This is a genomic window from Komagataeibacter sp. SM21 (assembly GCF_041402665.1).
Classification (GTDB): Bacteria; Pseudomonadota; Alphaproteobacteria; order Acetobacterales; family Acetobacteraceae; genus Komagataeibacter; species Komagataeibacter saccharivorans.
On the sequence record NZ_JBGLOV010000013.1, the window covers coordinates 64,906 to 87,346 of the forward strand.

The following is a 22,441-nucleotide window of genomic DNA, read 5'->3' on the forward strand; positions in this document are numbered from 1 at the left end:
CCCTTCACACAACCTGCCGGACGGCATTGATGATCCAGTCCGGATTGGGCAGGGCAAGCTTTTCAAGGTTGGCGGCGAACGGCATGGGCACATCGGCCCCCGCCACGCGCACCGGCGGCGCATCGAGGTAGTCGAACGCATGTTCGATCACCTGCATGGATATTTCGGCACCGATACCGGCGAACGGCCAGCCTTCTTCCACCGTGACCAGCCGGCTGGTCTTCTTCACGCTGTCCACCACCGTCCGGGTATCCAGCGGGCGGATGGTGCGCAGGTTGATGACCTCGGCCTCGATCCCCTGCTCCGCCAGCTTGGCCGCGGCTTCCAGCGCCACGCCAACCATGATGGAGAAAGCGACGATGGTTACGTCGCGTCCCTCGCGCTCGACCTTCGCCTTGCCAATGGGCAGGATGAAATCCTCATCCACCGGGCAGGGAAAACGCTGTCCGTACAGGATTTCGTTTTCAAGGAAGATGACCGGGTTCGGATCGCGGATGGCGGCGCGCAGCAGGCCCTTCGCATCGGCTGCCGACCACGGCGCCACGACCTTCAGGCCCGGCACATGGCCATACCAGCTTGCATAACACTGCGAATGCTGCGCGCCCACGCGGGCGGCGGCACCGTTAGGGCCACGGAATACGATGGGGCACGACATCTGGCCACCGGACATGTAGCGCGTCTTGGCGGCGGAATTGATGATCTGGTCAATGGCCTGCATGGCGAAGTTCATGGTCATGAACTCCACAATCGGCTTCAGCCCGGTCAGCGCAGCACCGATGGCCATGCCGGCAAAGCCCTGTTCGGTAATGGGGGTGTCAATCACCCGCTTTTCACCGAATTCGTCCAGCAGCCCCTGGGAAACCTTGTAAGCCCCCTGATACTGGGCCACTTCCTCACCGATCAGGAACACATCCCCATCACGGCGCAGTTCGGCGGCCATCGCATCGCGCAGGGCTTCGCGCACGGTGATTTCGCTGCATTCGCCCCAGTCCTTTTCAGGCTGGGCGCTGGCGGGCGGCGTGCTGGGGGCAGCGGGCGTCGGTCCACACGAAGCCGGAGCCGAGGACGTGGCTGCGGCAGGCTGCTGCGCGGGGGCGGCGCCGGGCCGGGCCTTCGCATCTTCCCCTTCCGCCAGCAGGATGGCGATGGGCGTGTTGACAGCGACGTTTTCCGTCCCTTCGGGGATCAGGATGTCGCCCATTATGCCTTCATCCACCGCTTCCACTTCCATCGTGGCCTTGTCGGTCTCGATTTCGGCAATCACGTCACCTGCGGCGACGGCTTCCCCCGGTTTGCGCAGCCAGCGGGCCATCTTCCCCTCCGTCATGGTGGGAGAGAGGGCGGGCATGAGTATTTCTGTTGCCATTTCTAATCAGCTTTCCACCAGCACGTCTGTCCACAGCTCCGAAGGATCGGGTTCAGGGCTGGTCTGGGCAAAGGATGCTGCATCAGCCACGATCGACTTGATCTGGTCATCCATGGATTTCAGTTCGCTTTCGGCCACGCCCATATCCAGCAGTTCACGACGGGCGCGATCAATGGGATCGTGGTTCCTGCGCATTTCGTCCACTTCGGTGCGCTGGCGGTATTTCGCCGGGTCCGACATGGAATGGCCGCGATAACGGTAGGTATCGACTTCCAGCAGCACCGGCCCCTTGCCCGCACGGCAATGGGCTACAGCTTCCTGTGCCGCGGCACGCACGGCACCCACATCCATGCCATCCACATGCATGCCCGGAATGCCCCACGGCTCACCATTGCGCCACAGTTCCTTCGATGCGGAAGCCCGTTCGACGCTGGTGCCCATGCCATAGTGGTTGTTTTCCAGCACGAACAGGCAGGGCAGCTTGTGGAGCGCGGCAAGGTTGAAGCTTTCGTAAACCTGCCCCTGATTGGATGCGCCTTCGCCATAATAGGTGACGGAGACTTCATCCGTGCCACGATACCTGTTGGCGAACGCCAGCCCGATACCCAGCGAGACCTGTGCGCCCACGATGCCATGGCCGCCATAGAAATGCTTTTCGCTGGAGAACATGTGCATCGAACCGCCCTTGCCGTGGGAATAGCCCCCCTCACGACCGGTCAGTTCCGCCATCACGCCGCGCGGGTCCATGCCGGCTGCCAGCATCTGTCCATGATCGCGGTAGGAGGTGATGATCTTGTCCCCCGGCTTCAGCTCCATCTGGATCCCGACCACGACCGCTTCCTGACCGATATACAGGTGGCAGAAACCACCGATCAGCCCCATGCCGTACAACTGGCCGGTACGTTCCTCAAACCTTCGGATCAGCACCATCTGGTAATAGGCGTGCTTCAGGTCGGCTTCCGTCATGGTCCGGCTGTTGTGCCCACCCGACAGGCCGGGATCTGTCTCGTTACTCATCGAATGTCCTTGGTTCATGTTGCCAGCGCTGTTGCCTAGCCATGCCGCAGCACGACCGTCACGACTGCCGGGCGTAACCGCCTTTCGTCATGCACCTGTCGCACGGTTATAAGTTCCGGAAGCCCCGCCGGATTTATGGATCACGTGTATCTGACAGATTTCCATGTCCCGCTCCACGGCCTTGCACATGTCATACAGTGTAAGGGCGGCAACGGAGGCCGCAGTCAGGGCTTCCATTTCCACGCCGGTCGGCCCGGTGGTACGGACGCGCGCCGTGATCTCGACCCCCTGCCCCGCCGCATCCGGGCCCAGATCCACCGTGACGGAGGAAATGGCCAGCGGATGGCACAACGGAATCAGATCCGATGTTTTCTTCGCCGCCATGATACCCGCGATACGCGCGGTCGCCAGCACGTCCCCCTTGGGCATCTGTCCCGACAGGATCATGGCCAGCGTTTCCGGGCGCATCTTTATCAGACCATGGGCCACGGCCTCGCGCCGGGTATCGGGCTTGGCCGATACATCGACCATGACCGCATGCCCCGCCGCATCCAGATGCGACAGGCCACCCGATGTCATGCGCCGGCCCCGTCCGGCTGCGTGCCAAGCAGGGCGTGGACGGCGGCCCCCACATCTTCATGCCGCAGCAGGCTTTCCCCCACCAGAAAACCCGATGCCCCAACCGCGTTCAGCTTCATGACATCCGCATGCGTGCGGATGCCGCTTTCGGATACGATGATCCGGTCAGGCGGCACCAGCGGCGCAAGCTGGAGGGTGGTTTCGATATCGGTCTGCAGGGTCTTGAGATTGCGGTTGTTGATGCCGATCAAGGATGTATCAAGCGCCAGTGCGCGATTGAGTTCCTGTTCGTCATGCACCTCAACCAGCACATCCATGTCCAGTCCGCGCGCAATGTCCAGCAGTTCGGCCGCTTCCGCATCGGTCAGGATCGCCATGATGAGCAGGATGCAGTCTGCCCCGATGAGACGGCTTTCATGCACCTGCCACGGATCGACGATGAAGTCCTTGCGCAGCAGCGGCAGCTTGCATGCTTCGCGCACCCGGCTCAGATCCTCCGCGCTGCCATGGAAGCATGACCCTTCGGTCAGCACCGAGATACAGGCGGCCCCCGCCTTTTCATATTCCTGCGCGATCAGCGTCGGTTCGTAGTCGGGACGCAGGATACCGGCGGAAGGCGACGCCTTCTTTATTTCCGCGATCAGGCCGATCTGGTGATCGGCGGTCTTCTGCTTCAGCGCCTGTCCGAAACCGCGTGGTGGCGTTGTCACTTCACGCGCACGGGACGTAATTTCCTTCAGCGTCATGACCTTTGACCGCTGCGCCACGTCCACCCGTGTCCGTGCACAGATACGCTCCAGAACATCGGGGATGCTGTCTACATCCGCTGGCTGGACACTACCTGTCTGGGGGGAGGTCATTGGCGTGTCGTTCATTTTCTACCCTGTTACTCTGTTAGGCTCATCCACCCGGAAACTCCGGACAGCGTCCAGCACGGCCAGAACCGCACCACGATCGAGAACATCAGCAGCCATGGCGATGTTCCCACGCAAGGCGGCATAGTCAATCGCGCCACCATGAATGATATTGTCGCCCCGCTGCGCCACATGCAATGCCACTGCGGCATTGAGCAGCACGGTATCGCGGTAGGCACCGCGCGCGCCCTGCGCCAGTTCCCGCATTACACGCGCATTATGCGCGGGCGTGCCACCGGCTATGGCGTCGATGGGCGCGGGCTCAAGTCCCGTCTGCTCCGGCCAGACAGTCAGGTTGTGGATCTGGCCATCTTCCAGCACGCAGGCCCGCGTGGGACCGGCAAGCGTCAGTTCGTCCACAAACCGGCTATCGCCACAGGCGCCGCTTACGGCCCATACACGATCGGACCCGGCCTCGTGCAGCGTTTTGACCATCACGTCCAGCCACTGGGGGGAAAACACCCCCACAAGCTGGCGCGTAACACCCGCGGGATTACACAGCGGACCGATCAGATTGAAAATGGTGCGAAAGCCCAGCCCGCGCCGTACTGCCGCGAAGTGGCGCATGGCGGGATGGTGATTGGTGGCCGCGAGAAACGTGACACCACAGGCATCCATCATCCGGCCTATCGACGCATTGCCGACGGGCAGCGGCACGCCGAGTTCCAGCAGCACATCCGTTGCCCCGGACCGCGACGACAGCGCCCGGTTACCATGCTTGGCCACCGGCACCCCAAGGGCCGCCAGCACGAACGCCACGGCGGTTGACACATTGAGCGTGCCCAGACCATCCCCGCCCGTGCCACACACATCCAGCGCACCAGCAGGCATGCCCGGCACCGCGAGCATGCGCGCGCGCGCCGCGCGGACAGCGGCATGCAGTTCGGTTACGGTTTCCCCACGGATATGCAGCGCGGTCAGGAAGGCGGCCAGCGGTATTTCGCCCACCGCGCCATCCATGATCTGTTCAAACGCCACCCCCGCCATGGCAGGGGAAAGGTCCCGCTGTGCAAGCAGGACCGCCAGAATATCCCTGAACTCCGCCTGCTGGCCCTGTGCCGCGTCCGTAATGCCGGACATACGGTCAGGCAGCCTTGCGCGGTGTGTTCCTGCCCCGCGCAAGCGACAGGAAATTGGCCATGATGTCGTGGCCATGTTCGGAAGCGATGCTTTCGGGATGGAACTGCACGCCGAATATCGGCAGGGTGGCGTGCCGCAGTCCCATGATGACCCCGTCGGATGACCGGGCAGTGGCCACCAGCGTATCGGGCAGGCTGTCGGGATCGATGGTCAGGCTGTGATAGCGGGTCGCGTTGAACGGGTCGGGCACACCGGCGAAGATATCCGTCCCGTCATGATAGACGGGCGAGACCTTGCCGTGCATGGGCACTGGCGCACGCACGACCTTGCCGCCGAAAACCTGCCCTATGGCCTGATGCCCCAGACAGACGCCAAATATGGGCACCTTCCCCGCGGCCTGCGCGATCAGGTCGCAGCATATCCCGGCCTCGTTTGGGGAACACGGACCGGGGGAGATGACAATGGCTTCCGGGCGGAGCGCAAGCGCGTCCGCCACGCTGATCGCATCATTGCGGTAGACGGCGCACTTTTCCCCCAGATCCCCCAGATAGTGGACGAGGTTGAAGGTAAAGCTGTCATAATTATCGATCAGAAGGAGCATGGTCGTATCATGGCTTTTCCGCTGGGCCGGGTCAAACCTTCGGGCCTGACCCGGCATGTCTCAAGACATCATATCACGTTCGCGGATGTTATAAAATCGCCTTATCCGGCGTCGCCCGTGGCGAAGCGGACCGCTTCCTCCGCCGCGCGGAACAGGGCGCGGGCTTTCTGGCGGGTTTCCTCGTATTCCGCATCGGGAACACTGTCCGCCACCACGCCGCAGCCGGCCTGCACATACATCCGGCCATCCTTCACCACCGCCATGCGCAGGCCGATGCAGGTATCCATGTCACCATCAGGGCCGAAATAGCCGATGCACCCCGCATAGGTCGCGCGCCGGGTCGGTTCAACCTCATCAATGATTTCCATGGCGCGGATCTTGGGCGCGCCAGTCAGCGTGCCTGCGGGAAAGCCCGACATGAGGGCGTCCAGCGCCTCCAGATCGGGACGCAGCCGCCCTTCCACGTTGGACGAGATATGCATGACATGGCTGAAGCGTTCGATCACGAACTGTTCCGTCACCTTGACCGAACCCAGTTCGCACACCCGCCCGACATCGTTGCGACCGAGATCGATCAGCATCAGGTGTTCGGCGCGCTCCTTCGGGTCAGCCAGCAGTTCGGCTTCCAGCGCCAGATCCTCTTCCGTCGTGCGCCCACGCGGCCGGGTTCCGGCCAGCGGGCGGACGGTCATGGTGCCTTCACGCAGGCGGACCAGTATCTCCGGCGATGAACCGACAAGGCTGAACCCGTCAAGGTCGAGATAGAACAGGAAGGGTGCCGGATTGATCCGGCGCAGCGCGCGGTACAGCGCGAACGGCGGCAGGCTGAACGCCGCGCTGAAACGCTGGCTCGGCACGATCTGGAACGCATCGCCCGCCGCGATGTAATCCTGCAAGCGCCGCACGATGTCGCAGAATGCCTGCCGCGTCATGTTTGATTCCGGCACGGGGGGCGCGATCTCGCCCTCGTTCCCTTCCGGCAGTTCGACGGGGGTGGACAGCGCGGCGCGGGCCTGTTGCAGCCGGGCCTGCGCATCATCCCATATCGCTTCTGGCGCGACGCCCGCCTGCGGCCGCAGCGGGGCGGCCAGCAGCAGTTCGTCGCGCACCGTATCGAATATCGCGAACAGGCCGGGACGGATCAGTATCCCTTCAGGCAGGTTCAGATCATCGACAGGCATATCAGGCAGGTATTCGACCTGCCGGATCATGTCGTAACCGAGATAACCGAAGACGCCACCCGTCATGGGGGGTAGTTCTTCGGGCAGGGTCATCCGGCTTTCGTGCAGCATCCGGCGCAGGGACACCAGCGGGGCGTCCGCCTCCGGCACGAATTCATGCACGCCTGCCGCCGGGTCATGGCAGATACTGGCCTGACCATCGTGACAGCGCCAGATCAGGTCGGGCAGCAGACCGATTACGGAATAGCGCCCGCGTGACGTCCCGCCTTCCACACTTTCCAGCAGGAACGCATTATGGCCGCCATTGGCCCCGCCATGGCTGCGCGCAAGATGCGACAGCCGCAGGAACGCCGCCACAGGTGTCAGCAGGTCGGCAGGCTCGACGCGCCATGTAACCGTGGCATCACCCTTGCGCAGCGCGGCGAGTGCCGCCGCACGCATGGCAGCATCCGGCTGCCGGAAGGAAGGGCGTATGCGCGATGCGTCTGCTGTCACTGTCCTGTTCCCGTGTTCTGGCTACCCGTAACCTCGGTCATGACCGCGCGGATGGCGGAATTGTTCGGCTTGGGCTTTACGATGCCCTCAAGCGCCGTGCCGTAAGTCATTTCAATATCATCGCCCATCGACTGCGCCAGCCCGGCGCGCACGCGATCATAGAGCGGCTTCTGCGTGGCGGGGTCGGGATGGTTGATCGCCGTCAGCGTTGCGATCACGTAGGAATCACCTGCCTGCGTCATCACGCTCTGTCCCGGATGGTCAAGGCGGAAGATCAGGGCCGCGACCTCACGCGGGATTTCCGGCGAAGGCTGCATGGGCGAAATCGGCTGGCTGTGTTCAACCCCCGCAATGGCCGGGCTGACATGGGCCAGACCGCCCTGCCCTGCTGCCTGCGTATAGAACGTGGTCGCCTGCTGGTCCGCCATGTGACGGCGCGCTTCAGCCTGCCATGCGGCGGCAACGCGCGGACCGGCCTCGGTCAGGCTCAGGTCATGGCCTGGCGTCACACTATCGACCGATACCGCGTACCATACGCCATCAGGCCCCTGCACCAGTTCCGGACTGGCGCCTTTCGCCTGTGAAAAGATGCGTGCCACGATTGCCTGCCGCGCAGCATCACCACCGGGTATCGGGGCCGGCGCGCCTTCATGGGTCATGCCATTCTGGTCAAGCTCGCCCGACACGGCGGCGGCACCCAGATCGGCAGGAATGGCATCCAGACCACCACCTGCGATCGCGTCCTGCACCTTCTGCACGCGATCACCCAGCAGCGCCTGCGCGCGGCCATGCGCAATCTGGTCATGCAGGGCCTGCTTCACCTCATCAAACGGTGTCACATGCGCGGGGGTGACACCGGTTACACGGAAGACAACCCAGCCGCCTTCGCTTTTGACCGGTCCCTGCGTCGCATCGGCGGGGGCGGAGAAAATCTGCTTCGCAAGATCAGTGGAAGGAACATCGCTCTGGCGCACGCCGGGCAGTTCCACGGCGGCTGCGTCCTTGCCCGCGTTTTTCTGCACCAGCGCCCAGCTACCTGCATCTGCCCACTGCGCGCGCAGGGCTGCGGCGCGTTCCTGTGTCGGCACGGTCACGATCTGCACGTTACGGCGTTCGGGCGCGTTGAAGGTCTGGGCCTGTGCTTCATACGCCTTGTGCAGGTCGGCATCCGATATATCGATCTGGTGGCCGATCGTATCCGCAGAAAGAACGACGATGCGCGCATGCCGGTATTCCGGCGCATGGAATTCCCACGGATGATTGGCATGATAGCGCGCAAGCTGGGCATCGGTCGGGATGGCCGTGACCTGCTGGCTGGCGAAGGGCACGCGCACGAGGTCGATGGTGCGGGTCTGGGCCTCGAAATCGAACAGGCGGCGGACCATGACATCCGGCACGCCCACGCCATCGCGAATCGGCTGCAGCAGCACGCGCGACGCCTGTTCCTGCCGCACCAGATCAACCAGCCTGCCTTCCGACATGCCCGTGCTGCGCAGGCGGGCATTGAGCAGCGCACGATCGAAATGCCCGTCACGCCCCTTGAACGCGGGGATGGAGAATATCTCGTCACGCACAACGGAATCGGGAACGATCAGGTCGTGACGGTCCGCCGCTTCCGCGATTTCAGCCTGCAGCACGAGGCGCTGGAGCACCTGCCGGGCAATTTCCTCACGCGTGCCGGGGGGGATCTGCGATGGATCGGACAGGTGCATGGACTGCGCCACCTGCGGCATCTCGGACTGGAGCGCGTTCTGGTAAGCCTGCACCAGAATGGGCCTGCCCCCCACGCGGGCGGCGACATCGGCGCGTTCCGTGCCGATACCCATCAGCACGTCGCCCACCCCCCAGCCGATGAAGGCAAGGAAAAACAGCCCCGCGATGATGCGTCCCACCCATGAATCGATAAACACGCGACACAGAAAAGAAAGCATGAAAAACCCTGCACCAGGACCAAGACATAAGGCGGACGGAAAATGGCATGCGCATGATGCGCCCCCTGCCGGGCACCCTGTTTTCCGGTCGCGCACCATACGGTCACGCCGCCGGTTTGACCAGCACTACCATGCCCGCGCATCCGTTGTGCATGTGTGCGGGTTGCAACGCCGGGGCCGCCATGGTGTAGGCTGCCGCCCATGATGGCCATGCCCGGCAGACAATGCGGATAACGCGGCGCGGGCGCGGGCCGAGGAGTGGAAGCATGAAGCAGATCATTGTCGGCAACTGGAAGATGAACGGGCTGAGCGCTGATGCCGATGCGCTGGTGGACGGTCTGGTGAAGGGACTGGGTGAACTCCCCACGCGGGCCGATGTTGTCGTATGCCCCCCCTTCACGCAGCTTGCCCGTCTGGCCCCCGCCCTGAAACGGGCCGGAATCGCCCTGGGCGCGCAGGACTGCCATCAGGACAGGGCGGGCGCGCATACGGGGGACATTTCAGCCCCGATGCTGGTGGACCTTGGGGTAGAATATGTCATTCTGGGCCATTCCGAACGCCGGGGCGAACACCACGAACTGGACGAGACGGTGCGCGAGAAGGCCGTCGCCGCCATGGAAGCGGGCCTGACCCCCATCGTGTGTGTTGGCGAAAATGACGACCAGCGATCCGCCGGGGATTCGCAGGAGACAGTGGGCTGGCAGATCCAGGGGTCCCTGCCGCAGGGTTTCAGGGGCATCGTGGCGTATGAGCCGATCTGGGCCATCGGGTCCGGCACGGCGGCGTCGCAGCAGGATATTGCCGACATGTCCGCCTTTATCCGCGCGGAACTGGTGCGCCAGTTCGGGGAAGCTGGCAAAACGATCCGAATCCTTTATGGTGGGTCCGTCAACGAACGCAATGTCACCGATATCCTGCCTGTCGAACACGTGGACGGGGCGCTGGTGGGCAATGCCAGCCTGAAGGCCGATGCCTTCGTGCCGCTTGTCCGCGCCGCCCGCGCATCGTGATTGCCGCGCGGCCAGCGGGGATCAACTGGAAAGACGCATGATCACAGTTCTTCTTTTACTGCACCTGTTTGTCACCATCGCGCTGATCGGCACCATCCTGATCCAGCGCAGCGAAGGCGGCGGGCTTGGAATCGGCGGGTCACAGGGCATGGGCTCCTTCATGTCCGGCCGGGGCACGGCCACCCTGCTTACCCGCTCCACCGCGGTGCTGGGCACGGCCTTCATGGTGCTGTCGCTGGCGCTTGCGGTCATGAACCGCGGGGCGTCCACCGGTACCGGACATGACATCCTGTCCCAGCCCCCGGCATCCTCCAGCCCCGCCAGCACCAACTGACCGGTCCGGTCAGTCCGGGCAGGACGAATGGCCCCCGTGCACGGCGCGGGGGCTTTTTTTATTTTTTTCCCCCATTCCCCATCGTAGCCTTTGCAGCAGGCGCGCAGGCAGTGTAGGAAGGCCATCCATGACGCGGTTTGTATTCATCACCGGCGGCGTGGTGTCCTCCCTCGGCAAAGGCATCGCTTCGGCTGCCCTTGCTGCCCTGCTTCAGGCCCGTGGTTATCGGGTCCGGTTGCGCAAGCTTGACCCCTATCTGAATGTCGATCCGGGGACGATGAGTCCCTACCAGCACGGCGAGGTCTTCGTGACCGACGACGGCGCGGAAACGGATCTCGACCTTGGCCATTATGAACGCTTTACCGGTGTGCATGCCACCCGGGCGGATAATGCCACCACGGGGCAGATCTATTCCGGCGTGATCGCGCGCGAACGGCGTGGCGATTATCTGGGTGCGACCGTGCAGGTCATCCCCCACATTACCGACTCGATCAAGGAAACGATCGTGGCGGATACCGAGGATCTGGATTTTGTCCTCGTCGAGATCGGGGGCACGGTCGGCGATATCGAAAGCCTGCCCTTCCTTGAATCCATCCGGCAGTTGCGCAACGACCTTGCGGCTGACCAGACGATGTTCATTCACCTGACCCTGCTGCCGTGGATCGCGGCGGCGGGCGAACTGAAAACCAAGCCGACGCAGCATTCCGTCAAGGAACTGCAGAATGTCGGCATCCAGCCGCAGATGCTGGTCTGCCGTTCGGACCGGGAAATTCCCGAAAACGAACGCCGCAAGATCGCAAGCTTCTGCAACGTCCGCCCGCAGGCCGTAATCGCCGCGCGCGATGTGGACACGATCTATGCCTGCCCCATCTCCTATCATGCGGAAGGGATGGATACCGAGGTGCTGCGCCATTTCGGCCTGCCCACCACGCCTGATCCCGACCTGTCGCGGTGGGAAAAGATTGTCGACGCCGTCCGCCACCCGGACCGCGAAGTGATCGTGACGGTGGTTGGCAAGTACACCGCCCTGCTGGACAGCTACAAATCCCTGATCGAAGCCCTGCAGCATGGCGGGATCGCCAACCGTGCCCGCGTGCGGCTGAACTGGGTCGAGGCGGAAAGCTTCGAGAAGTCGGACGACGCCGTGCAGATGCTGGCCCGCAGCGACGCGATACTGGTACCCGGCGGATTTGGCGAACGCGGGTCCGAAGGCAAGATCCGCGCCGTACGTTATGCGCGCGAAAACAACATACCCTTCCTGGGTATCTGCTTCGGCATGCAGATGGCGGTGATCGAATGCGCGCGCAACCTTGCGGGCATTGCCGATGCGTCCTCCACCGAATTCGGGCCGACGGATCAGCCGCTGGTCGGGCTCATGACCGAATGGGCGCGTGGCAATGAACTGCTGCGCCGCCGCGAAGGCGGCGAGATGGGCGGCACCATGCGTCTGGGGGCCTATCCCGCCAAACTGGCGCCGGGTTCACGTGCAGCCGATACATATGGCCGCACGGACATCCGTGAACGCCACCGTCACCGGTACGAGGTCAACGTCCATTACCGCGACAAGCTGGAAAAGACGGGCCTGCGCTTTTCAGGCATGTCGCCCGACGATATCCTGCCCGAGGTCGTGGAATATCCCGACCACCCGTGGTTCATCGCGGTGCAGTACCATCCCGAACTGCTGTCGAAGCCGTTTGACCCGCATCCGCTTTTCTCCGGCTTTATCGGGGCGGCCGTGGCCAAAGCGGCGGCGAAATGATGGCGACCAGTCATACCATATCCATCGGTTCGCTGAAGGTTGGCAACGAATCCCCCTTCGTGCTGATCGCTGGCCCCTGCCAGATCGAATCGGCAAGCCATGCGCTGGAAGTGGCTGATGCGCTGCACGGGATCACCACGCGCCTTGGTATCGGGCTGATCTACAAAAGCTCGTTCGACAAGGCCAATCGTACCAGCATCAACGGTGCGCGCGGCGTCGGCATGGCGCGCGGGCTGGATATTCTGGGGCAGGTGCGCCAGCGTTACGACGTGCCGGTCCTGACCGATGTTCACCAGCCTGACCAGTGCGCCATCGTTGCCGAAACGGTGGATGTGCTCCAGATCCCGGCCTTCCTGTGCCGCCAGACAGACCTTCTGCTGGCGGCGGGGGAAACCGGCGCTGCGATCAACATCAAGAAAGGCCAGTTCCTTGCCCCGTGGGACATGGCGAACGTAGCCGCCAAGGTCGCCTCCACCGGCAATGAACGCATCATGCTGTGCGAACGTGGCTCGTCTTTCGGCTACAACACGCTGGTCAATGACATGCGCGCCCTGCCGATCATGGCGGGGACGGGTTATCCGGTCATTTACGACGCCACCCATTCGGTTCAGCAGCCGGGAGGGCTGGGGTCGTCTTCGGGCGGACAGCGGATATTCGCGCCCATCCTTGCACGTGCCGCGCTGGCCATCGGGGTTGGTGGGGTATTTATCGAAACCCATCCCGACCCCGACCACGCACCCAGCGACGGCGCGACCATGCTGCCGCTTTCGTGCATGGAAGACCTGCTGACCTGCCTGCAGCGATATGACCAGTTGACCAAGCTGATCCAGCCGGACGAAATTATCTAAATCGATCCGTCACCAAACGGCCGCTCCGTAACAATGCGGGGCCGCTGGCGGCGTTCAAAGCGTCTCCATACGCTGGAGAATGGCTTCCCCCGCCTGCGCAAAGGCCGCCGGACTGAAACGCTGCATGACCAGATCGCGGCCAGCCTGCCCCATCGCGGCAAGCTGTTCAGGGTGACGCAAGGCAACCGCCAGCGCATCCGCCAGTTCCTGCGGGCGCTGCGGGCGTATTTTCCATCCCGTCACGCCATCCTGTACGGAGTGGTTCATCTCACCCACATTGCTGGCCAGTACGGGCAGCCCCGTATTCATGGCTTCATGCGCGGCAATGCAGAACCCTTCCCGGCGCGATGGCTGCACATACAGATGGCATGACCGCAGGAACGCGGCAGTATCCTCGACATAGCCCATGAACTGTACGTTTTTCAGACCATGTCGGACACAGAAGTCGCGCAGGGCCGGATAATCGGCCCCTTCCCCACCGATCATGACGCGGAATGGTGGCAGATCGCCAGCAGCCCGCAACAGGACAAGGGCGCGACAGAGTATGTCATACCCCTTGGCCGTATGCAGGCGCCCCAGCGTGCCAATCCGTATCTCCTCCCCCGCTGCCCATGGGGACGCAGGCTGAATGTCAGGGCGTGTACGAAAAATCGGCCAGCACGCCAGTTCGCTATCCGCCAGTCCCAGCCTTTTACGGGTCAGTTCGGTTACGAAATCGGAATCCCCGATCCAGAGCCGGCTACGCTTTTTCATCAGCCGTAACAGCGCGAGGTTCGCAGGTTTCAGAAACGCATTATGCTGCCAGCTTACAACGGGTATGCCCTGTCGCGCGCCCACCATCTGCCCCAGTACCGTCGCCCGCGTCAGGGATGTCCAGATATGGGTCGGCCTTACGCGCCGGACCCAGCGGTCAAGTGCATGCAGTATCCGGGGGGCAGAAGCCGTATCCGCCGCCAGCACGTTGCCTGTTATGCCAGCGCTGTTCATTGCGGGCACGGCACGACCATTGCGCCGTATCAGGGCGGCAACATGCACGTCATGCCCCCGCCCCCGGCACACATCCACAATGGCCGGAATGGGCAAGGCTGCGCCACCCCCTTCAAACGTATTGATTATGTAAGCAATGCGCATATTTCTCTCGACTGCCCCTTTCAGGCTGGAGAAGAACATACCGCATTACCCGCCCGCCCATCAGGCGGCGGGGGATTTATCCTGTGACAAAAAGTAAACGATTTCACGGGCCGCGCGCTGGGCAGCGGTTTCGGGGGGCTGAGTATGGAATGTGGCCTGAAAGGCTGCTTCCTGCCGCTGCGCATATACGCGCTGCTGTTCCTGGGCCACCGCCAGCGCATGCGGCAGGTCAGCCACCCGGTCGATCACCTGCCCCATGTTCCAGTGGGCATAGTTGGGATTACCCTGCCACCGTGCGCCATGGCTGTTGAGCAGGATGCACGGGCGCGGCTGACAGATCCATTCATAGATCTGGCTGCTGGCATCGCCCAGATAGATGTCCGCCGCAAGCGTGTAGGACATGTCCACTGAATACGGACTGCCGGTATCGATACGGATATGGGGCAGGTTACGTAAATGCGGGGGGATCAGCCTGCGCAGGCGCATGCGGCGGTGTTCGACCGAAATATGCATCTTCCTGCGAAACAGCATGACATGCGGGGCGAAGATCAGGTTGTATTTATCCTGTCCCGCAAACCATTCCAGCACCTCCATTCCCATATCCCACCACGAGGACAGGACGGGATCGAAATGCGGATTGTATAAAACGGTGGGCCGGTCGTTATCAAAAAAGCGCTTGCGCGTCGCCATATCCACGGTATCGAATTTGGGATACCCCACCACCGCATGATGACCATGGCGGATCAGCCGTTTTTCCAGCATCCGGTCACGGGTCTTGGTTCCGGGCAACAGGACCAGATCGAAAAACCGCGTCACGTCCCGAAAGCCGATCGAACGGTCGCCAGCCCCATGGGGAAAATAGATCAGTCTGGTATCCAGCCGGAAATGGCTTTTCAGCAGGGCCGATGTCGTCTCCGGCACCACCAGTGCGTCAAAGCCTGCAAACAGGTCCACATTCTCCCGCAGATTGGCAATCCGGCGGAAGGGCACGACAGCACGGGCGACCACATTGATCGCCTTGGACAACCGGCTTATGTCAATGCGGACATACTTGATGCGGTCCGAACACGCCCCTATTGTCCGGCGTGCGTGGGCTTCCTGCTCGATTGAGGAGGTAATGACCGTTACATCCTGCCCCAGGCGGACAAGCTCGGAAACTATCGGGGCGGTATGGGAAACCTGATGGGTGCAGTCATGATTGAACAGGAACCCGATCCTGAGATTACGTAACGTCATGCCCGGACTTGTGACGTAATTTTACAAAAAAGAACAGGTGTGAATCACCTGTCCCGTGCCCGTCACGCTCCCTTTCCTTTCGGAAAATACCATCCGCCGCATGGCATGAAGGGGACAGCCATCCCTGCCCCCTCGGCGTTTTTACTGCCCCCCTTTTATGCAGGCACCTTATCGCGCACGACTGCCTCCCGACCGATCGCTGATATGTCAAAGGGCGTGGTCTGGTAAATCTGGTTGATCCAGTTCCCCGCCAGCAGATGGGCATGACCACGCCAGCGGTTTATGGGGCGCAGTTCGGGATCGTTGCCGGGGAAGTAATTATACGGCACGGAAACGTCGAGACCCGCCGCCCGATCCCGGAAATATTCATCCGCCAGTGAGGTGGAATCATATTCAAGATGGTTGAACATATGCAGCGCATGATGATCCGGGTCATCAAGCAGGCAAAGACCCGTATCCGCACTTTCCGCCAGTACGGTCATGCCACTGTGGGCCGGAATATCGGCCCGCCTTACCTCGGTCCAGCGGGAGACGGGAATGGACAGGTCATCGGCAAACCCGACCAGATAGGGTGAGGATGGAACAAGAATGCGGTGGTCATAGACACCGAACGCCTTTTCCGCCAGCGCATGCTTGGGCATGCCATGGAAATGATGCACCGCCGCCTGCGCAGCCCAGCAGATATTGAAACATCGGTGCACATGGGTCTGGGTCCAGTCAAATATCCGCCGCAGTTCGTCCCAGTATTTCACCTGATGAAAAGGCAGCCGCTCAACCGGCGCACCTGTTATGATGAAGCCGTCAAACCGTTCATCACGCACATCTTCCCATGCCCGATAAAACGATGTCATGTGATCGGCTGGCGTATTGCGCGGCACATGGCTGTTGATACGTACCAGCGTCAGTTCCACCTGTAACGGCGTCGCCCCGACCAGACGGGCAATCTGCGTCTCGGTACAGATCTTGTTGGGCATGAGGTTCAGCAGGCCGATACGCAGCGGGCGGATATCCTGACGCGTGGCGTCGGTCTCACCCAGTACCATAACGCCCTCAGCCTCAAGCGTGCTGCGGGCGGGAAGATCATCCGGAATTCTGATAGGCATTGCGACGTCGTTCCTCCATTCAGGCAGGGACGACATGGTGGCTTGCTCCGTTTGGTTGCCGGTTCGGCCACATCCTCCCTTTCAGGAGCGCCACCTTGCCCGGAACGGCAGGTTGGCGTTGGGCGTCGCCCCAACTCTTGATGCAGGTGCGATGCTAGGCATTTTCCGCCCCGACGGCAAGCTTTTATGGCGGGACGGAGAACTGCTCCCCTCCTCCCGTAAAAAAACGGCTGTGCCTATATGTCCCCTGCCCTTACCCGCCGGACATTACATGACAAGGGCACGAAGTCTGGCCTCGCCCCCTTACATCATACCATTTCGGCTGCGCACTGGATATGCTGGCGGATGCTGTCAGCAGGCTGCGGCCTGCCAAGCAGGAAGCCCTGCACCTGATTGCAGCCAAGCGCGTTAAGCTGCGCCCACTGGTCCTGCGTTTCCACGCCTTCCGCCGTGATCGGAATATCCATGCCATGCGCCAGGTTGATAATGGCCTGTATAATACTGGACGCCCCCTTTTCCGGCAGTTCACGCACAAAGGAGCGGTCAATCTTGATTTTCTGGAACCGGAAGGAACGCAGATAACCCAGCGAGGAATACCCCGTGCCAAAATCATCCAGCACGATGCCACATCCCATCTCACCCAGCTTTTGCAGGATATCACGATTGGTCGCGCTATTCTGGACGAAGATGTTTTCCGTAATCTCGATCTCAAGACGTGCCGGCTCAAGGCCAGCCTGCTGCAACGCGCTTTCAACTATATCCACAAATCGCGGATTACGAAGCTGTATTGGCGAAACATTGACCGCCACCTTCAGGTGTTCCGGCCATGTCGCGGCCTCCCTGCACGCAGCCCGCAGGACCCATTCCCCCAGATCGTGTATCAGGCCGTTTTCCTCAGCCAGACCGATAAACTGGTCCGGGGGTATCATCCCCTGCACGGGATGCTGCCACCGCGTCAGGGCCTCACATGCACAGATCCGGTTCCCCGGCATTGTGTACAGCGGCTGGAAATGAAGGGTCAGTTCGTCATTCGCAATGGCGGCACGCAATTCGTTACCCAGACGGGCACGGGTCTGGATCTCATCACGCAGTTCCGCATCGAATAACTGGAAACCATTGCGCCCCAACGATTTGGCGCGATAAAGTGCTATATCTGCATATTGCAGCAATGTTTCTGATGAATCCGCGTCAAACGGATACAGCGCCGCGCCAATACTTGCGCCAATAACGATATGATGGCCGTCAATAATATAAGGCCGCCCCACGGTCTCGACTATTTCGCGCGCCCGGCCCTTCAGTTCAGCCTGCGTGGGGACAGCAGGCCAGATAATGGCGAATTCGTCCCCGCCCAGACGGGCGACAAGATCTTCTTCCCGACTGCATGCCCGCAGGCGAGCCGCGACAAGTCGCAACAACGCATCACCCGTCGCATGCCCGTACACGTCATTGACCGTCTTGAAGTAATCAAGATCGATACATAGCAATGTTGCATTCAGCCCTTTGCGGCAACCCGCATTCAGACGTGAACTGAACAGGGCACGATTGGCCAGACCGGTCAGCGGGTCGTAATGCGCGAACTGTTCCACCTGATGCTGGGCATTACGCTGTTCCGTCACATCATCCGCAACGCATAATTCCCATCGTGGCGCATCGCTTTCATCCGTAATCATGACCCGCCGGGTGGAAACCACCCGTCTGTGGCCCTGATTGTTGCGCAGTGTCTTTTCGGCCTCTCCCTGCTGGTCCACATCCGGACGGTTAACCAGAAAATGCCCGACTTCATCTTCACAGAATATGTTGTCTACGTTCTTTCTAAGTAATAACTCCCGCCCACATCCGATCATGTGTTCAGCCGCCCGATTGACCAGAACCGGACGTTCATGCCGGATGGAACGTACGATCAGGGCAGAGGGAATATTTTCTATGATCGTATCAATAAAAAGCTTGTCGCGTAAAATCTTCCGGTTGGCCTTGCGTAACTCTTCGGCTGAATGCTTCAGGCTCGCGGCTGATGCAATTGCATTGGAATGGGAAGCACTGATCAGGTCAAGCGCCGATCCCGTACCAAGATAGCGCCCATTTTCAGTAACAATATAACCACGCAGAAGGTCAGATGCCTGCCCACGCAATGCAAGAGCCGTAAAATCGGATGATGAAACCTGCGCATCAATAATAACGGGGCTTGCATCCATCAGAAGGGCAACAGGCCGCCGACTGAAAAGCGCATGTCCAAATTTACCCGAAACCTTGAGAAAAAAAGCCTGCCTTTCCACAAGGCCCACAGGTTCGTCTTCCGTGTTTATGACGGTCACAAGCAGAAGGGCTTCATCATTACGGAACAGGGTAAACAGGCACTCACCGGGGTCATCTGGCCGTACAATCGGCCCCTTCTTGGCAATATCCCCCATTGAAAGAAAACTATTACGGGTTTTCTCTACGAAGCCCACGCTCATTATTCATTTTCCACATATATGCAGCACAGATATATTATTTCTACATTTGTTGATTATTCTATCTGCCCTCTGAACATATTTACGTATCTGAAAAATAAAGTATCCCCGCATTTCGGTACATCCATGCGGGGATACAGGTAAAACATCTTGTGAACTGGAAGGTCGTTATGACTGAATTATGAAATATGTCCCGTTTTAGAAAGCGGCCTGAATACGTCCGGCGACGGAGTTTCCGTCCCGCCCGACCAGATCGTAAAGCTGGCTGTTGCGGCTGACGATGATGTGGTTGAAGTCAAGCATGAAGCGGAAGTGACGGTTGGGATACCAGTTCAGCCCCGCCGACCAGACCGTCTGCTGCCCACCACGCACGGCGCCTGCCGTGTTCAGGCCACTGTTCAGGTCCGCCACGCTGTACCGCGCGGACAGTTCCAGCGCGCCCCAGTACCCGTGCAGCGGGTCGAACACATGGTCCACACCCGGCGCCGCGAAGGCGCCTTCCTTGATGTTGTAGCTTCGGCCCTTGCCGAACAGGGTATAGTTGGCAGCGCCGTAATAACCGGAGAAGTTCACGCTCTGCTGGTTGCCGACATTGCCGCCGGTATTGTCGCCACGGGTGACGCCGATATGGTAGTATTCACCCTTCAGCACCAGCCGCTTCCAGCGGAAGCCCAGTTCGGGACCCGCCGACCAGATGCTGCCCACATTGCCCACGGTCTGGTTCAGGAACTTCGTCGTCGTCAGGTTGACTTCCGGCCCTTCGGCAAAGGCGTAGCTGCGGCCATTGCTCTTTTCCGCAACCTTGAAGGCGCTGATGGCCGACAGGCCAACATGCACGTCAATGTCCTTGGACATGTACGGACGACCCGCGACACGGAAGGTCGCCCCCGTCTGGCTGTCCGTCACCCCGGTGCCGTTACGCGCGCCATAGCTCTGCCCGGTCAGGTAACCGGCGATCCACCAACGCTTGTCGTAATGCAGGCCACCGATGCTCATGCGCGCATCGCCTGCCGCGATGTTACGCACGATATCGGTGATGGCGGGACGTTCCATCATCTCGAACTCGTTCGAGCTTTCGGAATCTTCTTCCGTCACGCGCGGCTGGAAGTAACCCGCCGTCAGGATCGTGTTGTGGAAACCGGCATAGTTGACGTTGGCTTCATACAGCGTGGTCGACCCGTCCGCCGACCCGTTGCCGAAATCGGGCGTGATGTTGGCGATCCAGTCCTTGTAACGGAACGAGATGGGAATACGCAGGCGACGGGCGTTTTCGGTCAGGCTGGAGAAATCGCCACGGGTTTCGCCCCGGCGCGGCGACATGCCCATGAAGCCGCCGATATCCTCATGGAAGGCCAGGCCGATGGACATGGCGTACATCCCGTCCTCGGACGAGATGGTGGGACGGCCACCGGGGAAGCCGATCATCATGCCCCCCATATGCACGGCCTCTTCCTTCTCGTTCGCCGCCCGGAAGGACGCCCAGGAGGACGAGACGCCACGATCCGACGGCGGGGTGCCCAGATCGGCCTTCTGCATCACGCTGCCCAGATTTCCGCCCATGCCGCTGTCGCCGCCGATATGGATGTCCTGCGCATAGCTGTCGGGCAGCGGCTGGCCCTTACTGGCCGCCACGCGGCGGGCCTGGGCTGCATTGGCCGCCGGGGTGTTGTGCGCTTCCGCACGGACAAGGCGCTGGCGCAGCACGCTGATCTGGCCCGACATTTCACGGCGCATTTCCTGCATCTCGTGCTGCAGGGCGAGGATCTGCGCATCCGACGCGGATGCCGCATACGCCTGGTTGATCGAGGAAAGACCCCAGATGGCAGAAGAACCCAGCAGAAGCGATACAGCAGACCGGCGAATCATATTAACCATTCCGTAATGAAGGATGGGTTCATTTAGAATGGGCGCACAATTCTGTGTGTTATGTTTCCAATACAGTTTTATGAAGGATTTATGACATGCTGCGCGCACTATATTTTATAGAATATGGAATGCGCTTTTCTTTTTATTTTCATATATCTGCTGAACTGAATAGCCTTTATGACAATGGAACCCCGGTCTGATCGGTTGGGAACCACATCATTCATGTCCTGCTGTAAGAACAGGCTATAAAGCGACATTCAGTCGCGATGTTTTTTGAGATCAGGAAGACGTAATCTTCCGAAGATCATAATATTACTGCCCCGCCCTTCCAGAGACCGGTTTCCATGAAAACCTATTTTTATTCTCCTTCATATGGGGAACTGCCACAGTTTCGGCATCCATCGTTATTCTTTCCATTCTGAAATTAACTATAAATTACAATTATTTATGCCCAGAACAACGTGCTGGATAACGAAGCGTCGCTGCACCGCTTATCTTCCCCTGATGGTAAGAGAGCCCTAAAGCAGCCCAGATGAAGGATGCAATCCTGCCTAACGATTTTGCGCTCTGCTGCTTTGCCTTTCCGTAATGTAATATATTCACGTCTATGTGAGAGCATTGGGGAAATCGGGTGAGCCAGACATGGGGAGATTTTCAGGCCGTCGTGCAGTTATCGGCGGGCCTGAATGTAGCCATTCTCAGCTTTGTGGATATCAGTCTGCCTGCCATCAAGGAGCGTAGGCGCATCTTTAGCAAGGCGCAGCAGGAACTTGCCATGTACCGCACGGCCCCAGCAAAGCTAATCAACGCCCAGCAGCTTGAACATGACTGTCAGGTTGAGGAAATGAATGAGAAACTGTATTTATTATGGCAGGAATCTTCCTCATTCAGCAATGAAGAAGATACCCTCATTCATTATACCGGAATACTGGGCTTCATCGGGGCCGCGATCAGCCTTTTTCTATTATGGTATTCAGCGGAATATTATGATGCAACAATCACAGTAACCGGACAGGTTATTATTGCTCTATCCTTCTGCTCTCTGGTTGGCGCTTTTATAATCAATTTCATGACTGCGGCACAGGCCAGTACTTTTACCAAAAAATGCAACCATATCCGGCAGGAAATGCAGCAGACGTTAGGGGGAACAACAAAGTCGGTCGTCACTTCTTCTAACCCCACCCCACAGCCACTACAGAATGCCAACATCAAAACCACAGAGACTGTCCCGAAATGAAATGAGACCTACATTTTATCTGTTCATACAGTCCATCCGGAATTGCACGCCCACTCCAAACTTCGTTGCTATTATGGACAGCGACATAGGATCGAAAGCCCGTTTGAGACGCTTCAAAACTGAGATCGTACCGTAATATATATGAACGCTGCCTCCATACTTTATTTTCTTCTATCTCCTTAGATGCTACAGTTACCTTCTGTTTTCTGAACAGAATTATGATTTTATATTATAGCATTCAATAAATAGGGTTGGCATAAGCAAGCCAATAAAGGCTTGATATGTCGTATGACAGCACGTCGC

General features: G+C 60.1%; 19 protein-coding genes and 1 riboswitch. Of the genes, 5 read left to right on the top strand and 14 right to left on the bottom strand.

Annotated elements, in window-relative coordinates; genetic code table 11:
• Window positions 1–4: 4 nt before the first annotated feature.
• The 9 genes from ACBR42_RS12800 to ACBR42_RS12840 all read right to left on the bottom strand — a co-directional run bounded on the left by ACBR42_RS12800 (window position 5) and on the right by ACBR42_RS12840 (window position 9,432).
• Entirely contained in the window at window positions 5–1,366 is a 1,362-nt protein-coding gene (locus tag ACBR42_RS12800; RefSeq protein ID WP_371208262.1) for a pyruvate dehydrogenase complex E1 component subunit beta, read from the bottom strand.
• 6 nt (window positions 1,367–1,372) lie between these two features.
• Window positions 1,373–2,332, bottom strand: a complete 960-nt coding sequence (gene pdhA / locus ACBR42_RS12805; RefSeq protein WP_371208277.1) for a pyruvate dehydrogenase (acetyl-transferring) E1 component subunit alpha — start codon at window positions 2,330–2,332, stop codon at window positions 1,373–1,375.
• 138 nt (window positions 2,333–2,470) lie between these two features.
• Window positions 2,471–2,962 carry a cyclic pyranopterin monophosphate synthase MoaC gene (moaC, locus tag ACBR42_RS12810; RefSeq protein WP_371208263.1) on the bottom strand — a complete coding sequence of 164 codons (492 nt, stop codon included), beginning with the start codon at window positions 2,960–2,962 and terminating at the stop codon, window positions 2,471–2,473.
• Complete coding sequence (gene trpC / locus ACBR42_RS12815; RefSeq protein ID WP_174234108.1) at window positions 2,959–3,837, bottom strand: indole-3-glycerol phosphate synthase TrpC; 879 nt, start codon at window positions 3,835–3,837, stop codon at window positions 2,959–2,961. Before trpC ends, moaC begins: the two co-directional genes overlap by 4 nt.
• Before the next feature lie 3 nt (window positions 3,838–3,840).
• On the bottom strand, window positions 3,841–4,956 hold the full coding sequence (gene trpD, locus ACBR42_RS12820; RefSeq protein ID WP_371208264.1) for an anthranilate phosphoribosyltransferase: 1,116 nt from the start codon (window positions 4,954–4,956) through the stop codon (window positions 3,841–3,843).
• A gap of 4 nt (window positions 4,957–4,960) precedes the next feature.
• Window positions 4,961–5,557: an aminodeoxychorismate/anthranilate synthase component II gene (locus ACBR42_RS12825; RefSeq protein WP_102324170.1), complete on the bottom strand. Its 597-nt coding sequence runs from the start codon at window positions 5,555–5,557 to the stop codon at window positions 4,961–4,963.
• A gap of 101 nt (window positions 5,558–5,658) precedes the next feature.
• A complete protein-coding gene (gene trpE / locus ACBR42_RS12830; protein ID WP_162900533.1) occupies window positions 5,659–7,179 on the bottom strand; it encodes an anthranilate synthase component I in 1,521 nt (506 codons plus the stop codon).
• A 50-nt stretch (window positions 7,180–7,229) separates the two neighbouring features.
• Window positions 7,230–9,164, bottom strand: coding sequence for a peptidylprolyl isomerase (locus ACBR42_RS12835; RefSeq protein ID WP_102323406.1), 1,935 nt, complete (start codon window positions 9,162–9,164; stop codon window positions 7,230–7,232).
• Between the two features lie 103 nt (window positions 9,165–9,267).
• Window positions 9,268–9,432 carry a hypothetical protein gene (locus ACBR42_RS12840; protein WP_162900459.1) on the bottom strand — a complete coding sequence of 55 codons (165 nt, stop codon included), beginning with the start codon at window positions 9,430–9,432 and terminating at the stop codon, window positions 9,268–9,270.
• Between ACBR42_RS12840 and tpiA the strand changes: the two genes are divergently transcribed.
• The 4 genes from tpiA to kdsA all read left to right on the top strand — a co-directional run bounded on the left by tpiA (window position 9,431) and on the right by kdsA (window position 13,115).
• Window positions 9,431–10,174 (top strand): triose-phosphate isomerase, encoded by a 744-nt coding sequence (gene tpiA, locus ACBR42_RS12845; protein ID WP_102323405.1) that lies wholly within the window; start codon window positions 9,431–9,433, stop codon window positions 10,172–10,174. The genes ACBR42_RS12840 and tpiA overlap by 2 nt on opposite strands.
• 37 nt (window positions 10,175–10,211) lie before the next feature.
• Window positions 10,212–10,508, top strand: coding sequence for a preprotein translocase subunit SecG (secG, locus tag ACBR42_RS12850; protein ID WP_102323404.1), 297 nt, complete (start codon window positions 10,212–10,214; stop codon window positions 10,506–10,508).
• A gap of 127 nt (window positions 10,509–10,635) precedes the next feature.
• The gene (locus ACBR42_RS12855) at window positions 10,636–12,267 is read left to right on the top strand and encodes a CTP synthase (RefSeq protein ID WP_102323403.1); all 1,632 of its coding nucleotides are present in this window, start codon (window positions 10,636–10,638) and stop codon (window positions 12,265–12,267) included.
• Window positions 12,267–13,115: a 3-deoxy-8-phosphooctulonate synthase gene (gene kdsA / locus ACBR42_RS12860; RefSeq protein WP_102324169.1), complete on the top strand. Its 849-nt coding sequence runs from the start codon at window positions 12,267–12,269 to the stop codon at window positions 13,113–13,115. The genes ACBR42_RS12855 and kdsA overlap by 1 nt, the downstream gene beginning before the upstream one ends.
• Before the next feature lie 54 nt (window positions 13,116–13,169).
• On the opposite strand, the gene ACBR42_RS12865 is transcribed toward kdsA, so the two are convergent.
• The 5 genes from ACBR42_RS12865 to ACBR42_RS12885 form a co-directional block, all read right to left on the bottom strand.
• The gene (locus ACBR42_RS12865) at window positions 13,170–14,246 is read right to left on the bottom strand and encodes a glycosyltransferase family 4 protein (RefSeq protein ID WP_371208265.1); all 1,077 of its coding nucleotides are present in this window, start codon (window positions 14,244–14,246) and stop codon (window positions 13,170–13,172) included.
• Window positions 14,247–14,306: 60 nt separating this feature from the next.
• On the bottom strand, window positions 14,307–15,482 hold the full coding sequence (locus ACBR42_RS12870) for a hypothetical protein (protein ID WP_371208266.1): 1,176 nt from the start codon (window positions 15,480–15,482) through the stop codon (window positions 14,307–14,309).
• A gap of 155 nt (window positions 15,483–15,637) precedes the next feature.
• Window positions 15,638–16,585, bottom strand: a complete 948-nt coding sequence (gene metA, locus ACBR42_RS12875) for a homoserine O-succinyltransferase (protein ID WP_371208267.1) — start codon at window positions 16,583–16,585, stop codon at window positions 15,638–15,640.
• Window positions 16,586–16,626: 41 nt separating this feature from the next.
• Window positions 16,627–16,734: riboswitch (SAM-I-IV-variant riboswitch) on the bottom strand.
• A 159-nt stretch (window positions 16,735–16,893) separates the two neighbouring features.
• A complete protein-coding gene (locus tag ACBR42_RS12880; protein ID WP_254057876.1) occupies window positions 16,894–19,038 on the bottom strand; it encodes a bifunctional diguanylate cyclase/phosphodiesterase in 2,145 nt (714 codons plus the stop codon).
• Between the two features lie 195 nt (window positions 19,039–19,233).
• On the bottom strand, window positions 19,234–20,901 hold the full coding sequence (locus tag ACBR42_RS12885; protein WP_102323400.1) for an OprO/OprP family phosphate-selective porin: 1,668 nt from the start codon (window positions 20,899–20,901) through the stop codon (window positions 19,234–19,236).
• Between the two features lie 631 nt (window positions 20,902–21,532).
• Here ACBR42_RS12885 and ACBR42_RS12890 point away from each other — a divergent pair.
• On the top strand, window positions 21,533–22,138 hold the full coding sequence (locus tag ACBR42_RS12890; RefSeq protein WP_243705317.1) for a hypothetical protein: 606 nt from the start codon (window positions 21,533–21,535) through the stop codon (window positions 22,136–22,138).
• The last annotated feature ends 303 nt before the right edge of the window (window positions 22,139–22,441 follow it).

What these genes read in the sequence shown, in the direction of transcription:
- moaC (WP_371208263.1), bottom strand. Translation starts at nt 2,962, where the DNA reads ATGACATCGGGTGGCCTGTCGCATCTGGATGCGGCGGGGCATGCGGTC.
- ACBR42_RS12825 (WP_102324170.1), bottom strand. Translation starts at nt 5,557, where the DNA reads ATGCTCCTTCTGATCGATAATTATGACAGCTTTACCTTCAACCTCGTC.
- secG (WP_102323404.1), top strand. Translation starts at nt 10,212, where the DNA reads ATGATCACAGTTCTTCTTTTACTGCACCTGTTTGTCACCATCGCGCTG.
- trpC (WP_174234108.1), bottom strand. Translation starts at nt 3,837, where the DNA reads ATGAACGACACGCCAATGACCTCCCCCCAGACAGGTAGTGTCCAGCCA.
- ACBR42_RS12835 (WP_102323406.1), bottom strand. Translation starts at nt 9,164, where the DNA reads ATGCTTTCTTTTCTGTGTCGCGTGTTTATCGATTCATGGGTGGGACGC.
- ACBR42_RS12865 (WP_371208265.1), bottom strand. Translation starts at nt 14,246, where the DNA reads ATGCGCATTGCTTACATAATCAATACGTTTGAAGGGGGTGGCGCAGCC.
- metA (WP_371208267.1), bottom strand. Translation starts at nt 16,585, where the DNA reads ATGCCTATCAGAATTCCGGATGATCTTCCCGCCCGCAGCACGCTTGAG.
- ACBR42_RS12800 (WP_371208262.1), bottom strand. Translation starts at nt 1,366, where the DNA reads ATGGCAACAGAAATACTCATGCCCGCCCTCTCTCCCACCATGACGGAG.
- trpE (WP_162900533.1), bottom strand. Translation starts at nt 7,179, where the DNA reads ATGCGTGCGGCGGCACTCGCCGCGCTGCGCAAGGGTGATGCCACGGTT.
- ACBR42_RS12880 (WP_254057876.1), bottom strand. Translation starts at nt 19,038, where the DNA reads ATGAGCGTGGGCTTCGTAGAGAAAACCCGTAATAGTTTTCTTTCAATG.
- pdhA (WP_371208277.1), bottom strand. Translation starts at nt 2,332, where the DNA reads ATGACGGAAGCCGACCTGAAGCACGCCTATTACCAGATGGTGCTGATC.
- trpD (WP_371208264.1), bottom strand. Translation starts at nt 4,956, where the DNA reads ATGTCCGGCATTACGGACGCGGCACAGGGCCAGCAGGCGGAGTTCAGG.
- tpiA (WP_102323405.1), top strand. Translation starts at nt 9,431, where the DNA reads ATGAAGCAGATCATTGTCGGCAACTGGAAGATGAACGGGCTGAGCGCT.
- ACBR42_RS12840 (WP_162900459.1), bottom strand. Translation starts at nt 9,432, where the DNA reads ATGCTTCCACTCCTCGGCCCGCGCCCGCGCCGCGTTATCCGCATTGTC.
- kdsA (WP_102324169.1), top strand. Translation starts at nt 12,267, where the DNA reads ATGGCGACCAGTCATACCATATCCATCGGTTCGCTGAAGGTTGGCAAC.
- ACBR42_RS12885 (WP_102323400.1), bottom strand. Translation starts at nt 20,901, where the DNA reads ATGATTCGCCGGTCTGCTGTATCGCTTCTGCTGGGTTCTTCTGCCATC.
- ACBR42_RS12870 (WP_371208266.1), bottom strand. Translation starts at nt 15,482, where the DNA reads ATGACGTTACGTAATCTCAGGATCGGGTTCCTGTTCAATCATGACTGC.
- ACBR42_RS12855 (WP_102323403.1), top strand. Translation starts at nt 10,636, where the DNA reads ATGACGCGGTTTGTATTCATCACCGGCGGCGTGGTGTCCTCCCTCGGC.